Below are 16,460 nucleotides of genomic sequence, written 5' to 3' on the forward strand. Positions count from 1 at the left end.
AACATTTAAGAAATTTACCAAATGAAAAGAAAGGCAAAAGAAACCCCGGTTAATATCTATTTAAAAACATTGGCGTTTTTTTATGTTTTAAACGTCTAATAACCGCGACTCAGCTGCTTTTAAATGCAACTCACCTTAGTTTAAATGTTTAAGAAATTTACTAAGCAGAAAAAAAGGTAAAAGAAATCCCGTGTTAGCTAGTTGTCACTCTCTAATCCTGCAAATTGGCGTTCTATACTGTCTTAAACGCTTTATAAGCGCGTTTCAGCTTATATAGCTAGAAATGTTGTGAAGACATAAGGTGCGCATAGTACAAAAAATTAAAAATAAGACGCCAATTACGTAATACTGGACTCCTGATATAATGTTGAACATTTTTTTTCTGCATTTCCGCCAGGGCAAGTTCTTGAAATCGAAACACTATATGTATATTATCGTGATCAATTTCAACGCGTTTGACTAATGCTCTAATTATATTAAGCTTAGCCTCCCAATCTGCTTGACCAAGTTCTGATTCAACCACAGAGGCAAAACCTTTTATACTACTTATGATAAAATCTATTTCCCTCTGTAGTTCCTTTTCATCAACCACCTCTTCCTTCTGGTTTCTCATTGCTTTTAACTTCTTCTCTATTTCCTCAGCTTCTAGATCATATTCCTCCTGAGTTATGCGTTCTCGAACATAGACATAATTTAGTCTTTTGATACCTTGTTCTAATTTGCTTATTTCTTTTTCAATCTCATCATTTGGTTGCTTATTTTTATGTTCTAAAAGCATAAGTTGATGTTCTTTTGCAACTTTATCCGTGTCTTTCAATACCTTCTTCATTTCTTCCCATATAACTGGTTCTAGTATCTCCATGCGTATTGATTTGTTGCTACATACTCTAGTCCCGCCAAAACGGCTTGCATCTGTACCAGTACAACGATAGTAGCTCCTTCCTCCCTTAGCGTTTTTTGCTGCATAGTAGGCATATTTGCAACACTGACATACCATTAGTCCTTGTAATAGGTGCCTTCTTCCACTTCGTTGTATTCTTGATCTCTTTCTATTTTCATCAAGTTGTTTTTGTACTATATCGAATAATTCCTCTTCAATTATCCTTGGTATTGTTATTTTTATCCAATTCTCCTCATCAGTACGATAAACAGAATAGTTCCTTTTGCGCACTTTCCATCTTGCCCTCACTGCTTTTCTTATTGGCCCTACCTTCGACTTACCAAATGCCGCTTCTCCTTTGTATGCTTGATTTCTTAATATTCTATGGATTGTACATACGTTCCACACTCCCTTGCGGATGATGATCCCTCGTGTTTCAAGTTGCTTTATTGCTGCAGCTTTTTGCTCTTCAGTTATATTTGTTAACTGTAGCCTTTTATCCTCTCTTAGTTCTTTTGATAATATTTGCTGTTCTGTTTTTTGCTCTGCAGCTTGCATAAAACACCTTATCTTGACAATTAATGCCATTTATATTGAACAATTACATAATGTGCAAACATTTTTTTACATAATTTAATTTGTAGAAAGTTTTGCCTCAAATGCCTTTTAATTGACTCTCTTCTACAGGGTAGTCATAATGTATTATTTAATTAAAGAGAGAGGGTGATTATGGAGCCGCTACATGAAATACTGGAAGTATTAAATAATGATCAAGATTTAAACTCGAATAATATAGTTAAAAAGATAAAGAAAAAACTAGAAGAGAAAAGCAAACTAGATAGTGGATTTGAAGGAGCATTAGCAAAGGAAGAATATAATGTATGGAAAGAAAGTAAGTTTTCATTAGACTGCCAATTTACTACTAATATTGCTAGTTGGCAAGGTACATTACTGCATGTAGCTGCTAAACATGGCCATACGAACATAATAAAAATTCTGATAGAAAGTGGTGCAGATGTTGATGGCAAGCATAGCCATACTCCTTTACATGCAGCTGCTGAAAGTAATCAGCTAGAAGCAGCAAGGATTCTAATAAAAAACGGCGCAAATGTTCATACAAAAGATATCTGGGAATGTACTCCTTTACATTATGCTGCAGTTAGTGGTAGTGAATCTATAATACGGCTTCTCATACAAAATGGTGCAGATTCTTGGGTGAAGGATAAAAATAGTGAAACTCCAGTATATAGCTATGTATACGGGCGTGCATGGCTCCTTTCACCTCTTACTATTACCCACAAATATAAATGTTTGTTGCATAGCTCTTAATGGCATAACTTTTGCTTGAAATAACTGTTTATATGGTGCAATTTACAGCTTTTAGTTGCTAAAATTATAACTCTTAGTTTAATAATTTTAATCCAATAAGATTTCAGGTTAATAAAATTAAATTATTTGAGTAAATACAATACTATGTTTTTATTTGTGGGTAATAGTAAGCTTTCACCTGGGTCTGGTGATGGGTGTTTAGCACAATTTGAAAAAGCACGCAATGGAGGCCTCTTTGTTCGTTATTCAACACTGTTACTAGGCGCTGTAGCAGCAATAACACTTTTCACAACTGGCAATATTACACCAGATGCACCACGTATAATAGGCGCAGCAGCTTTAGTTACAGTAGCAGCACTTGCAGCTGGTCGTATTACATATGAAGCGTTTAAACCCAGTACTAAAATGGCAAAAGTAGAATATGAGCGTTTTGTAGCAGCACAGCAATCACCACAGTAGTCTATTTCTAAATAAAAAAACTGTTACATTATATCTCATATTATGGTAAGCCTAGCATTAGGTGGTTCATATGAGGTAAAAATGAAAAACATTATCATCGCAGGCTCTGGTCCTGTTGGTTCATCTGTCCATCTCAGCCATAATTCTTGCACTTTTTTCCGAAACTCTGCATCTTTAGCTTTTGATTGCGGTTTTATTCCTGTTCCAACGCAATTACTCACTATCGTATCGATTATGTTTGCTGCATAGGAGTTCTTTCTTACCATATCACGAGACCGACTGCGTAAGTGTTCAAGGCTTTGGGAAAGTAAGCTATTTATACTTCCTGACTCTGGTTGAAAGTGCAATAATCTCCTTCCTGAACCTCCATGCTGAACCTTTAGACTTTGGTGGTTTGCGGAATAATTGCTTGAATGATTTTAGTAGCATTACTTTTCCTTATCTGAAACTTTCGATAATTCAGCTTCTAACTCTTCTATTGTTGGCAAAGCTGTTTTGATGTTTTCTGGTAGATTTTCAGTTATTCGATATTCCGCTAATCCTATTGGTTTATTTATGTCTTTGAGTGTATATTTAGCAAGTACATCGTCTTTAGATTTACATAAGATTAACCCTATAGAAGGTTGATCTGTCGAGTGCTTCAGTAAATCGTCAACTGCGGAAAGATAAAAATTCATTTTACCTGCATACTCTGGTTTAAAATCTTTATCTTTTAGTTCAATTACTATGAAGCAACGTAACTTTAAATGATAGAATAATAAATCAATATAAAAGTCTTTATTACCAACATCTAAATGAAATTGTCTACCAACAAATGCAAATCCCTCACCGAGTTCTAACAGAAATTTTTCCATATGCCCTACAAGTCCCTTTTCTACTTCTCTTTCGTGAGCATCCTTACCTATACTTAAAAAATCAAAAATATATGGATCTTTTAATGTGTAATGTGCTAGATCGGATTGTGGAGATGGTAATTTTTCTTCAAAGTTAGTAATAGCTTTCCCTTGACGTTTATGTAGACCAAGCTCTATCTGCATCACCATAATGTTACGTGACCAGCCATGTTCAATAGCTTCTTTTATGTAGAATAGCCTCGCTTCTTTGTCCTGAACTAAGTCCATTAGAAATACATTATGTCCCCACGGCAATTGGGCAACAAGTTGTTGCACAAATTCAATATCTTGATACTCCACTGCAAATTGACGCATATATTTCAAGTTTCTCGTGCTAAAACCTTTCATTTCCGGGAATTCAGCCTTTAAGTCTCTACTTAACTGCTCAATTACTTTAGATCCCCAACTCTGACTCTTTTGTTTTTCTAGAATCCGCGTTCCAATATAATGATAAAGCAGTAGCAGTTCTTTATTTACTGTTCTTGCTGCCTTATAACGACTAATAGCAATATGTTCTTTCAACTGCTCTAAAAATTCTGTATATTCTTTTCCTATAATTTTTGTCATAGTGTTCCTTTCAACGATTTTTATCATTATATGATCCCTTTATTCGTTGCAATAACAATCTTTCTCTTCGGCTTCACACCTGCAACTTTTAACTCTGCTTTGATTCGTTGCCTGAGCTCCAATAAATCCTTTATTTGAACTTCCCCGTACCGAACTACATGGTCACCATATGCAATTGAGACAACCCTTTCCCCGCTTTGCAGCTTCTTTATCGCTTCTTCAACTTGGGCTAAATATTCACTGCTGTACATTCTTCTCACCCAGCCATCTACTCTTTCTTACCTTTTTAGGCTTTTTAGTTTTTTCACCTACTAAACTCTCCCATTTACTCTCTGGCCATCTATCAATCCCCAGGGCAATAGACGCAGCTCTTGCGTAAACTCTGCAATCTAGTACTTCATTTCGGTCTCTTATCTTTTGCCACTCTTGTTTGGTATATCCTTTTACTACCTTGGTAATTAGTTGCTCTGCGGTTAGCTGTTTAAAATACTCAGGTGTATACTCTGGAAAATGACAATACCCCGGCGCCCCTTCTGTTAAAACATTAAGTAGCTGAAAAAGCTCTGACTTTAATATCGATACCCCAACTGGCCACAGCTTCATTCCTCTCTTTAGCTTTTGTCCGCTAACTGTTACATCAACTCTACTTGGGCTGCTAAGTGGCACTAGCGCTTTGTTTGCCCCTTTCACTGCCATTACTCTCCCAGAGCCCTGGTGACCTCTTACCCAGTTGTATACCTCTTGTGTTGCATACCCAGCATCTACCGCCATCATGCTTATCATGTATTCAAGACCATTTTCACCGATAAAATGATGATTTAATAATTCCGAAAGTTTTCCCCATACTTCTTCTCCTCCCGGATCTCCTTCAAATACTTGGTAGTCTATTGACCAACTTTCTCGATTTCTTCCCCATGCTACAATTTCTGCCTCTAAACGATCTTTTTGTACATCAACCCCTGCCGTTAACACTACTTTGCCACACTTGCATTGCCTTTACCGGTGATAAAACGTTTTATCGTCTTGACAGGTACACCTTGATAAGGTATATGATGCTTTTCACACCAAGCAGCTAAAACAGCAAAGAAACCACCATAACAATGCGCAGCATCAGTTCCAAGGTGTCTCCTTACCTCCTCAAAGTACACTGTAGAAATGTCTTTCAAGGAATTAAGCCAATTACTAAAACTTAAAAAGCACATGCCACCTCCGCTGAAACGGCTAGAGTGAAAACTCTCACTGCCACTTTGGATTACTCCATCTGTAAGAATTGCCCAGCCGGTTTGCTTGCCGAGGTCGAGTGTTAGGATTGACATAACTGGAAATTTTCATCTAGAGACAGCAAATATATGCATGTAATATATATACGTAAATTCTCAGAAATTCGTCCAAAAAATGTGAAAAAAAGTTAAAATAATTTTAAGGCAGCTAATTACGTTTTTTACAACAGAAGTCTTCGCTATTTGAGTTGTTTCCATTTTGGAAATAACTGTTTGTCGGGATTTTAAAGAGGTTACATGGGTTTTTGATAAAGGTGCTATCTCTCTATCCAAATCACTAATAACGCTATAACAATCCTCTAAAACGTTTTAAAGAATTGGGTTGCAGTAGAGACAATTGAAATGGGCTATGTAAAACTGTATCTTTTTGGTTTTAATTTCAAGAGCCTCCCTTCAGAAAGCCCTATATCTCTGCTTTTTTTGACTACTACAAAAGAAGCTTTTCTGTTGGAGACATAAATTTTGATCTTTGTCTCTATTTTGAACTATTGAGCGGTAGTTATCTGGTTCTTTACATTAAATAACTCAGATATATTATAGTGCATTTTTTATATTAACTAAATCTCTTAACCGGTCATTGTTAAATTCTGTAATCCAACTCTCGCCACTACTTATAGTTAGGTTTGCCAATTCCTTCTTGCTTTGAATCATCTCATCAATACGCTCTTCAAATGTACCTGTTGAAAGTAGCCTGTACACTATAACATTACGTTCTTGCCCGATACGATAGGCCCGATCTGTTGCTTGTGCTTCCACTGCTGGGTTCCACCATAAGTCATAATGTATTACATGATTTGCTGCTGTTAAATTAAGTCCTGTTCCTCCAGCTTTTAAAGACACTATAAGAATGTTGGACTGGAATAAGTTTTGAAAGTCATTAACCATTTCGTCTCGTGCTTTACGGGACAGTCCTCCATGTAAAAATGGCACTTTTGATTCAAACCTTTCTTCAAGCAATTTAGATATAATTTCACCCATTTCAGTGTATTGAGTAAATATCAATGATTTTTCTGCAACTTCACCAATACTAATCAATATTTCCTCAAGCATCTGCATTTTACCGGATTGTTCAATACTCGCACGCTTTTTCTTGCCAAACTGTGATGGATGGTTACAAATTTGCTTTAAAGCATTGATAAGTTTAAAGATTAGTCCCTTACGTTCAATTCCTTCACTTTTTTCTATTTTTCCCATATTCGCATCAACAACTTCTTGGTAAAGAGCCGCTTGCTCTGGAGTGAGAAAACAATAACAATTACTCTCAATTTTATCTGGTAAATCCTGAATAATGCTTTTATCGCTCTTAAGTTTACGTAACATAAAAGGGCTAGTTATTTTCATGAACCTTTCTAGGCAAGATTTATCTCTCTCTTTCTCAATTGGTATTGCAAAGTTGGTCTTAAACTGGGTAGCACTACCTAGGTAAGATTTATTGGTAAAATCAAAAATACTCCAATACTCTAGCAGTCTATTCTCAACAGGTGTACCACTCATAGCTATTCTACATTTTGCTTTTATAGCTTTAATTGCTCTGGTTTGGTCAGCGTCACGGTTCTTAATATTTTGTGCTTCATCAATTACGAGCAAAAACCATCCAACTTTGTCAAGTTCTCTCTTATCGCTACGTGCAATACCATAAGATGTTAGAGCCACATCATAATCACTTGCTAATTCTCGATTTTGTCCGTGATAGATGAAAAGCTTTAATTCTGGTGCAAAACGTTCCATCTCTCGTTGCCAATTACTTAATATGCTTGTTGGAGCTACTATCAAAACTCTATCCCGATTTAAAAATCCTGCATTTTTACAATATAGAATAGCTGCAATAACTTGTATAGTCTTACCAAGACCCATATCATCAGCAATTATGCTACCAAACCCACTTTCTATGTTCTGTACAAGCCAGCTAAATCCGCGTTCTTGATATGGGCGCAATTGTGCTGTCAGATTGTTTGGCGTAGTTACAGGTGTATAAGTGTTAAGTTTTTTAAACAAGCTTGTAAGCTGCTGGTCAAATGCTACTTTAGTTTCATCCAACTCACCTGTTAAAACAGCTTGCACGAGTTCTGCTCGATTGAGAGAATTAGGTAGCTTATCAAGTTTCTTTAGTAAACCTCCTACTTGTTTGTCATCTAGAAGTACATACTGATCCATAATACGCACAAGTTTACGAGAGTTTTTTAGTAGCCTCTTAAACTCTGAAATACTAAACTTCTTATCACCTATTGCTACTCTCCAATCAAACTTTAATATGTCCTCAAACATCATGAAGATTTCGTGATTATCATCATCTTCTTCTTTTATTTCATCTTTAGTAGACAAGTTAAGACTTAATTGCGGTTTGAAGACTTTTTGCAAGGATTCTGGTAAAACAGCTACAATGCCAATCGTTCTTAATATCGGCAAAGTGTCTGTAAACACTGATGAGAAACGATCTAAGTATAGAAATAATGTACGATTACTGTTGATTGATTTTTCTAATTCTGGTATATGCTCAAGCAAAAATGCAAGGTCAGATAAAATACTCAGTCTTAATTCTTTATTTTGATTAGGAAGTGCCTTATCTAATTTCATCGGTGGCTCTGTACCGTCCAGAGATATCTGTACGTCAAGTTCAAATCTGTCGTAATGATCCCGTATAATTAAATGAAATTTGTATGGTTTACCTGCTAAGTAAAGGTGTGACAACCAGACATTAATTATTTGCGATTTTTCTTTGTCGATTAGTCCATGAAACTTTTGATACTTGCCAGTGAAAAACAGTCTAAAGATGTTCACATATTTATATTCATCAAGTGATACAGGAAAATTGTTTGTTATATATCCTAAAAGGATGAGAGAAGTAGCAACATTTACCTGTTCCTCTGGTTCTATAGCACGTCCCTTGTACTGCACCAATAGAGGCGGACAAATAGATGATATCTTGCTATGAATTTCCTTAACTGATTCATTAAACAACGCAGGAATCCATCTCATTATAATTTCTTCTCTTTTGTTTTGTAATACTTGTGGTATTAGCGCTGACTTTTCCATCAGCATATGTGCAAACTGTGAAATCATATGCATGAAGCGAAGTTCAGGATTAAGCCTGTGAAGTAACGAATTAGGAATGTCGTTTAAAAATTGTGCTACATTTTTTGGTAAATTTTTATCGGTTGCAAATAACTTACTTATACCATTGTTTACCTGAATCAGTTGATAACGATCATCAATAAATAGTTGAAATGTTTGCCAATGTTCGATATGCACCCATTTCTCAATAAACAGTTCTTCTTCTGTAAAAGACTGATTTCCTGTGGGATATCTTTGCCAATGCTTATAAGCTGTTTGCAAGGTATGGCAAAAGTTTTTCTCAAAAAAAAGCGGATTATTCGTCAAAATACTGCAAACACAATTAGCAAGGTCAGGAATAGTTGATAAGTCAATGTTATCTAAAATTACTTGATTGGAAGTTGCTTGATCGCATGGTTTAAATACATCATCAAGCGTTAAGATTTTTTGAACATCTCCTAATTTTCCATCCCAAAAATCATCAATGAATGCTAGTAAGTTACAATTACGAATATTAAAAGCCAATAAAGGATTTCTATCAATCTCTTTAGCAATAAGATAAATTACAGCAGCAATATGCTTACAAGGTACAGCCCAATCAGGACAATTGCATCTTGCATTTATTTCTTTCCGCTCTGAAGTAAACAATTTCGTACCAAGATCATTGAGCTTATCAAGCAAATTAATCGTTCTTACTTCTCTCCATTTTAAAGAAAACAATTTAGTGTAAAAATTATTGAGTTTATCAAACAAGCTGATTGTTTTTATTTCTTTCCATTTTGAGGGAAACAACTTAATGCCAGAATCATTGAGTTTATCAAGTAAGCTGCTCGGTAACGTCTGTTTATTAACCGAGATAATATAGCTGGTGAAGTTTTTATAATTTGATGAATGGCATGCTTCTCTGAAGCATTGAATTCTCTTAGTATAACTTCAACTCTATATGATTGACCCGAACCATAAACTTTAGCTACGATTACATTACTATTAATTTTAATACCAGAGACTCTCCCATCATTGGCATAGGTTCTACCACGTTGTAATCGATTATCGCAGTCAACTCCACCAAGGCATTGAAGCCACTTCTTACTCCACCATGTTCTTCCATAAATAGTCATTTTATAAAATCGTATATTTCAATATAAATAAATTGAATATTAATCTTATAGATAATTTTTCTAAATATATCAAACCCACCTTAAACAACTATAGTGTTTCTTCAGAGCAAGCTACCAATTTTAGAACGGTTTAACATCAATTACTACTATAAAACGCCAACAGAAATAAGTTAAAATAAGCATTTGTTTGTTGCTATAGATCAAATTTACTTATGTTGAGCTGCATAAAAGTGCAACCAAGACTATACAAAAAGACTTAAAACTCTCAAAACCTTATGAATTTATATGTAACCAGTGCTCCTAATTTATTTACAATTCATCACTCTCTGTGACCATACAGAATTGGGGTTAAAAGGTTTGCTTGGCAAAATTAATGTTTAGTGGTATACTTAAGAAGTTATATTAATAGGGGTAATATATTGGTTATTCAAACTAATTCTTTAACATCAAGTACTGCAAGTTTGCCAACTGAAGATTCAAGTTGGGTTAATGTAAATCAAGAGGAAGCTGAAGTTAAGGAGCATCACCATTCTGAAGGTTCAGATATTGAAGTAGAAGATTTATTTGTTGTAGTTCCTGAAAGTTTAACTTTTGCTAAAATAATAAATATTCTAAATAATGCCATAGAGTATAATAATTATAAAGAATTAGATACGATTGTACGAAGCATTGAAGATTATGATGGTCAACCTGTTAAATTAGATAATGAAAATCTCAAAAATTTCTGTTTAAATCAACTTAACTTGGACTTAGAAAAGAGAAGCGATCATCGACATATATATTCAAATATACTGTCACAATATAGTTTTGATCAAGTAAAATGCAATTATAGTTATCCAGTAAAAGAGCTGGTACTTTTAGCAATTGCAGCTAATGACAAACTTGCAGAAAAATACCAGGACATACTTTTTGCTGAAGGAAATTTGAGTCTTTTACCTCTACTTATTGGCAGTCAAAAATATATTGCAGCTTTTATAGAGAGATTTCCTGACCTTTATATTGAATTAAAAGATCAAGTTGTACAACTTAACGAGCTCAACAAGATTGGCTTTTTCTCAATTATAGCGCTAAGAAAAGAGCAGAATTTATTGAACTCAGTTCTTGTAGAAGATGTCTTAGGAGATCTTAAAGCAGTATTGCAAGAAGGTAGCCCTGACTCTTTATATGGTGTACTTGAAACAGCATCTCTCGCTAAAAATAAAGACTTTATGAAGATAGTACTGGATTCACTTGAAAGATATATTGATGATCAGGCTAAAAAAGATCTATTAAAAAAGTGTATTGTTACTTTTTTAGAAACTGTAATAAGCCAGGAGCATGTTTCAATTGTTGAGTACTTGTGCAGAGAACGTATTGAAAAGAAAGGTTCAATAATTCAAGAAATCTATAAAGAAGCATTTGCAGATGAGAAAATTATTGAACAAATTAAAAACCAGGTTCTAAAAAATATTGATAGTGCAGGTAATGGACGTAAGGAAAAAAAACAAAAAATTTATGACCTAGTTTTGCAAGCCGCCTCATGTACTGGCAGTACAGATTTTATAATAAAAGTACTAGATTTAATTAAAAATGATTCCAAATTTTCAGGCGATACAGATAGGCAGACCTTCTTGCAAAATAGTCTAGTTACTATTTTAGATAATGTTATACGTGAAAAACATTCCTCAATTATTCAAAATGTGTACACAAATTTTATATTGAAACTCGCTGAAAATTCAGGAGTGGAGTTTTTAACCATCCAACAAAGATATCAAAACGCTTGTCATACTTTTATAAGTGTAGATAATAATGTTGCCGGTCAGTTTAATGAGGAACTTAATGAAGATGATTCAAATCTAGAACAAGATAAATTTGAAATAACTGATATTCAAGAAGAGCAAAGGCCAGGTATTTTAGGACCAAATAAAACTGAAATTGCAGGATTTAGCCAAGAGAAGTTATTAGAAATCATCAATTTTGTTAAGATAGGCTATTATGTTAGTGATTATAACCTTAATAGTCAAAAGTTTTCTGAGTTAGAGGAAAGATCTTATAAAGTTCCAGCTAAACTTAAGGAAGAAGGATATAAAATTGTTCAGTTTTATAACGTGAATGATGGTAAACAATATCGACATGCTGGTTACGTTTTTATAAAAGATAAGGAAATAACTATAGTTTACCGCGGTAGTCGTAATCTCTTTGACTATATTACAGATATTAGAATACCTTTAATTTGTGCACCTGGGCTTTTACCTGAAGGTGGAAAGATCCACTCAGGTTTTTATTCTTTATTTAAGGATTCTTGGGGCAGTGTTTATGAGATACTAAGAGGGTATGCTAATGATCAAAAGTTAGAAATTAAAGATTTTAAAATTAACCTTACAGGTCATAGTATGGGAGGTGCCATTGCCACCATAGCTGCTCTATGTTTAAGTGTAAGAGAGGGTGCAGAAGATTTGCATGTTGCAACTTTTGCTTCTCCAAGGGTTTTTGACCCTTCTGCTGCTAAGGTTTATGAAGAGCGCCTTGGAAAGAAAACTATTAGAGTAGTTAATCAATCAGATTTCATACCTTCATTACCATCTGGTTCTATGGGTTATAAGCACGTGGGTGAACAATTAAGGGCAACTAGTGATTCTTATGCCCATTCATTAGACATATATCGCAATCTTATTATAAATATTGAACCTGACCAATTTAAGTCTGATAATAGTGTATCTATATACTATTATCCTTCTTACCTTGTTACAGCATTCTATAATGTATTCACTGCACCAAGTTACCTCATTCCAAATACCCATTCAAATGGTGATGAGCAGTATTTTAAACAAGTAAAGAACAAACATAAAGATGCTTCACTTTCTGAAATGATGAAATATTCTGGATCTAGTAATGAACAGAAAGTAGTAATTTATGAGGATTCTGAACCTGGTGAAGACGGGTTTATAACCTTTGTGATGCCATCTTTACCTAGACATGAAAGAGGTGAAGGGTTAAAAGTTAACGTTCCTGATATTGCTTTTTTTGTTAACAGTAATTATTATCTCAGTGGAGACACTATTAGTCTGAGGCTATTGAAAACCTTAATTGATAACTATCCAGGAAGCTTGGCACTTATGAAGAAAGAGAAAAAGAGTAATAAACTTAATGGAGGTTCTTCTTCTACCGCAGCTATCTCAACGTTAACAATAGCTGAAGTTTCTTCAACGAATTCATCTTTAGGTGATCATAGCAATAATAATGTACAAATCGCAGTGCAGAGTGATGAGAATCAGCAAATGAATGCTGAAAAAGCTGGTAGCAGTAACACTCCAGGAATTCCTGAACAAATACTTGTACCAAGTAATGAAAAAGAGCTTGTAGCAAGTACAGGTTACGGTATGGGAGATGTCATTACCAAAACAGGAAATGCAGGAGATTTGCGTGTTGCAACTTTGGGTACTCAACAGGTTGTTCCTCATGGTGGTGCTAAAATTCTTAACAAGTTTTATAAAAAGAATGCTACTGGGCTTTCAGTCGAGTTTATTGCTGGTAATATTAGTGAGATAGTACAGAAGTTTCTTAACGCTGGGATATCACAAGTCGTAGTTTCTACCTCCACTGGTAGTTCCGTATCCTTGGGTTTTAATGATATTAGTAAAGCAAGTCAAGGAGGACTTCAAAAAATAGCAAAAGCACTTATGGACTTGTTTACAAGAGGTGAATCTAATAGTAGAACTGTCAATGCTATTACTAATTTTTCTACTGTTAAAACACCAGCCTTAGAACAAGAAAATAATACTCATGGCAACGATCAACAACCAAGTGATTCTGTTTCTAATATTCAAAGTGATGATGTAGAAGTCGGTAGCACTACTATAAATGATCAATCAACCTCTATTATCAGTAGCGATGGTGAGGATAAACAAATTCCTGTTCAACAAGCAATTCCTATAGTTCTCAAGAAATCAGAAGAACTTGCTGCACAAACTGCTCAAGATATATCAGTTGGAGATGATGTAGCAGCTTCCGTTATTAGTAATGATAATCATAGTGATTCAAGTGAAATTCAGTTACAAGCTACTGTTCAACAATTTATTAATAAAGATGGTACTGCACCATCTGTTCAACTAGCTGCACCTAAAAGTTTAGATAAGAATAGTGGTAAAAAAGATACACAACCAAAACTAATACCAACAGGGGTACCTTTAGTAGCTAGTAAAGACTCTAACCAAGTAAATAATGTTCAAGGTAACAGCAAACAACCTAGTTATCCAGACAAAAACAACCCTGCTCCACAAAATGCAAAAAGTAAGTTGCCTGTGATAGCTGCTGCTATGTTAGCAATAACCGGAGTTGCTACAGGGATAGCTATTGCAGTTTACTTGGAAATGCTAATGGTAGGAATAGCAGTTGGAGCTTGTTGTCTAGTTGCAGCTACAATCATATATTACTGTAACAGACCTTCAAATTTAGTTGAACCTCCAGCTAGTTGTAATAGGCCTTCAAGTTTACTTGAGGGTAGTAATGTTAAACCTCCAGCTAGTGCATCCATTGTATAATAAGTTGAAGAATAAATATAGTAGTTTACCATTTAATAATTAATTATCATCATGTTAATTATTGTAAAATAAGAACCAAAGCCTGATTTAAAATGCGTACTCGATAAATACTTCGGCGAAAGTACTCAGGTACTTTGCCTATTCTTTAATTGGTGGAGCAGAAAAGACTCAATTTGAAGTATTAAACAAGTTAAAAGAGCTAGGATTCTGTGTTAATGAGTATAAATTTTTAGCAAACAATGTGGACGAAATGCTGGGGTTTTATAACAGAATCTGTGATAATCGCCATGAATTAGGTTACGATGTCGACGGGGTAGTCTATAAAATTAATAACTTACAGTTGCAAGAACATCTTGAAAATACTAACAAGGCACCACGTGAATCTACAGCACACAAACTTCCTGCAACTCAAGGAAAAACCAAGATAAAGAAGATATCAGTACAAGTAGGCAAAACAGGTCAATTAACTCCAATCGCTGAATTAGTTCCGATAAATATAGGAGGGGTTCTCATTACTAGGGCAAATCTGTATAATAAAGATGAAATTAAGCGCAAAGACATAAGGGAAGGTGATATCGTAGTAGTAGAACGAGCTGGAGATGTTATTTCCCGCATTGTAGAAGTGGATAAAAAGTCTCGTTCTCGGAATACACCAAAGTTTATATTTCCTGATACTTGCCCGGAATGCGGAAGTGCAGTAGATATATTTAAAGATGAAGCTACAGCTAGATGTTCCGGAGAAAACGGTTGCCAAGCACAGCGAATAGGAAAGTTAAAATATTTTGTGGAAGTTCTTGACATTAAAGGTTTTGGCAGTAACCAAGTGGAGTTCCTTTATGACCTTGGTTTGATAAGGAAAATATCTGACATTTTTGCTCTCGAAGAAAAACTCAAAAATTTCAACTTAAGTGAACAAGAGGGATGGGGTGAAAAATCAATATCTAATTTATTGAACTCAATCAACAGCAGAAGAACTGTAACGCTTGAAAAGTTTATAACTTCTTTGGGAATTAGACTTGTAGGACCACACGTAGCAAAAATACTAGCTAATCATTACAAATCTTATGATGGTTGGTATGAAGTTATGGCTCAATTACCTTATGATAGAGAAGCTCCTGATAAATTAATGAGCATAATAGGCATAGGCGAAGAAACTATAACTTCCTTGGAGGAATTTTTCTCTGATGAGGATAATATTGAAATGGTAAATGACCTTGCTGCTCAGTTAAATATTCTGCCTGTGGTTGCTAATACTAGCAATTCCATTTTTAATGGCAAAACAGTAGTTTTTACTGGAAAACTTTCAAAAATGGAAAGAAATGAAGCGCAAGCACTAAAGGAATCTTTAGGCGCAATTGTGAGTTCAAATGTATCGCCTAAAACGGACTTCTTGGTTGTCGGTGAAAAACCTGGTCAAAGTATAAAAAAGCTTTAGAACTAGGTGTTAAAATTTTAACTGAGAAAGAATGGCTTTTTCATCATAAAAGAAACACTTAGACCAGTTCAGAATGGCCTTTATATGTATAACTTCAATTTTGGGGGCATAACTACTTAATTTCATCGCCAGGTTAGTCTCTTACACCAAAAATAAGTGTTTTTAGAGCTCTTTATAGCTCATGAATTCATTTGCAGGGGTTTTTAGGCGCTTTATGAGGGGGTTATAAAAAGATCTACAAAAGGACCTCTAAGGTACGTAGTAGTATTCTAAAGCCATCTATGGGAGACATTTTTTTCATCAACGCATTCAAAACTTAAAAAAATAAACTAAAAATAAAGAAGTTGAATATTTTTTCAGAATTATGTATAATTATTAATGCTTTTTAGGTACCCTTGCTATGGCTCTTTCGAAGTTTCTCGATCCAAAGAATGATGTCGCATTTCGCCGTATCTTTGGTACTGAAAAAAATAAAGGTATCCTTATTCACTTCCTCAATGATATTCTGGGTTTTGCTGGCAAAAATGCAATACAGGATATAGAGTTTTTAAGTACTATTCAAGACCCTGATATCGCCGCTAAAAAGCAAAGTATTGTTGATGTTCTCTGTAGAGATTCTACAGGTGCTCAATACATTTGCGAGATGGTGCGACCTGAAAGTCTTCGGTCATATTGTTTAAAGGGAGAGGAATTCCTTCAGAAAGAAACTGAAAGAGTTCTAAAACTTATTAAACCAGATGTTTTGCCATCTGAGTCTACGCATCAGTGCGAATCGGGTAACCGGTTGGTGCCGAGCGATGCGGACAATGAACCTCCTCTTGAAAAAGAAGATGCGTAATCGTAAGAGGAGCATAAACTACAAGCATCATGTGGTTGGAGGGCTAGGCTAGTGGTATGGTGAACGTAAGTGAAGCTTCGTAAGTATCGT

The 16,460-nt window shown here is 34.9% G+C and carries 9 protein-coding genes and 5 pseudogenes; 5 read left to right on the plus strand and 9 right to left on the minus strand.

Features of this window, described 5'->3' with window-relative positions:
- Nucleotides 1-277 precede the first annotated feature (277 nt).
- Nucleotides 278-1,288, minus strand: a complete 1,011-nt coding sequence (locus tag AAGD68_RS03520; protein ID WP_309166913.1) for a recombinase zinc beta ribbon domain-containing protein — start codon at nt 1,286-1,288, stop codon at nt 278-280.
- Nucleotides 1,286-1,360: pseudogene (locus AAGD68_RS03525) on the minus strand (head decoration protein); the annotation flags it as partial. The gene AAGD68_RS03520 and the pseudogene AAGD68_RS03525, both read right to left, overlap by 3 nt.
- 249 nt (nt 1,361-1,609) lie before the next feature.
- Between AAGD68_RS03525 and AAGD68_RS03530 the strand changes: the two are divergent.
- Together AAGD68_RS03530 and AAGD68_RS03535 are read left to right on the plus strand one after the other, a co-directional pair.
- On the plus strand, nt 1,610-2,209 hold the full coding sequence (locus AAGD68_RS03530) for an ankyrin repeat domain-containing protein (protein ID WP_341814119.1): 600 nt from the start codon (nt 1,610-1,612) through the stop codon (nt 2,207-2,209).
- A 126-nt stretch (nt 2,210-2,335) separates the two neighbouring features.
- A complete protein-coding gene (locus AAGD68_RS03535; RefSeq protein ID WP_253309096.1) occupies nt 2,336-2,668 on the plus strand; it encodes a hypothetical protein in 333 nt (110 codons plus the stop codon).
- A 119-nt stretch (nt 2,669-2,787) separates the two neighbouring features.
- Here AAGD68_RS03535 and AAGD68_RS03540 read toward each other — a convergent pair.
- From AAGD68_RS03540 to AAGD68_RS03570, 7 genes and pseudogenes are all read right to left on the minus strand, one after another.
- Nucleotides 2,788-3,097 (minus strand): annotated as a pseudogene (locus tag AAGD68_RS03540) (phage portal protein); the annotation flags it as partial.
- Nucleotides 3,097-4,128 carry a YhcG family protein gene (locus AAGD68_RS03545; RefSeq protein ID WP_253309097.1) on the minus strand — a complete coding sequence of 344 codons (1,032 nt, stop codon included), beginning with the start codon at nt 4,126-4,128 and terminating at the stop codon, nt 3,097-3,099. The pseudogene AAGD68_RS03540 and the gene AAGD68_RS03545, both read right to left, overlap by 1 nt.
- Before the next feature lie 26 nt (nt 4,129-4,154).
- Nucleotides 4,155-4,379 (minus strand): gpW family protein, encoded by a 225-nt coding sequence (locus tag AAGD68_RS03550; protein ID WP_253309098.1) that lies wholly within the window; start codon nt 4,377-4,379, stop codon nt 4,155-4,157.
- A pseudogene (locus tag AAGD68_RS03555) lies at nt 4,366-5,106 on the minus strand (terminase gpA endonuclease subunit); the annotation flags it as partial. The pseudogene AAGD68_RS03555 and the gene AAGD68_RS03550, both read right to left, overlap by 14 nt.
- A 5-nt stretch (nt 5,107-5,111) precedes the next feature.
- Nucleotides 5,112-5,444 (minus strand): annotated as a pseudogene (locus AAGD68_RS03560) (Holliday junction resolvase); the annotation flags it as partial.
- 498 nt (nt 5,445-5,942) lie between these two features.
- Nucleotides 5,943-9,212 (minus strand): DEAD/DEAH box helicase, encoded by a 3,270-nt coding sequence (locus AAGD68_RS03565; RefSeq protein WP_341814120.1) that lies wholly within the window; start codon nt 9,210-9,212, stop codon nt 5,943-5,945.
- A gap of 11 nt (nt 9,213-9,223) precedes the next feature.
- Nucleotides 9,224-9,577, minus strand: a complete 354-nt coding sequence (locus AAGD68_RS03570) for a hypothetical protein (RefSeq protein WP_265045492.1) — start codon at nt 9,575-9,577, stop codon at nt 9,224-9,226.
- Nucleotides 9,578-9,996: 419 nt separating this feature from the next.
- Between AAGD68_RS03570 and AAGD68_RS03575 the strand changes: the two genes are divergently transcribed.
- From AAGD68_RS03575 to AAGD68_RS03585, 3 genes and pseudogenes are all read left to right on the plus strand, one after another.
- Nucleotides 9,997-14,097 (plus strand): lipase family protein, encoded by a 4,101-nt coding sequence (locus AAGD68_RS03575; protein WP_265045491.1) that lies wholly within the window; start codon nt 9,997-9,999, stop codon nt 14,095-14,097.
- 148 nt (nt 14,098-14,245) lie between these two features.
- Complete coding sequence (gene ligA, locus AAGD68_RS03580) at nt 14,246-15,532, plus strand: NAD-dependent DNA ligase LigA (RefSeq protein ID WP_265045535.1); 1,287 nt, start codon at nt 14,246-14,248, stop codon at nt 15,530-15,532.
- Between the two features lie 400 nt (nt 15,533-15,932).
- Nucleotides 15,933-16,178: pseudogene (locus AAGD68_RS03585) on the plus strand (PD-(D/E)XK nuclease family transposase); the annotation flags it as partial.
- Nucleotides 16,179-16,460: the final 282 nt, after the last annotated feature.

This window comes from Wolbachia endosymbiont (group A) of Machimus atricapillus, from assembly GCF_964027095.1.
In the GTDB taxonomy this organism is placed as follows: Bacteria; Pseudomonadota; Alphaproteobacteria; order Rickettsiales; family Anaplasmataceae; genus Wolbachia.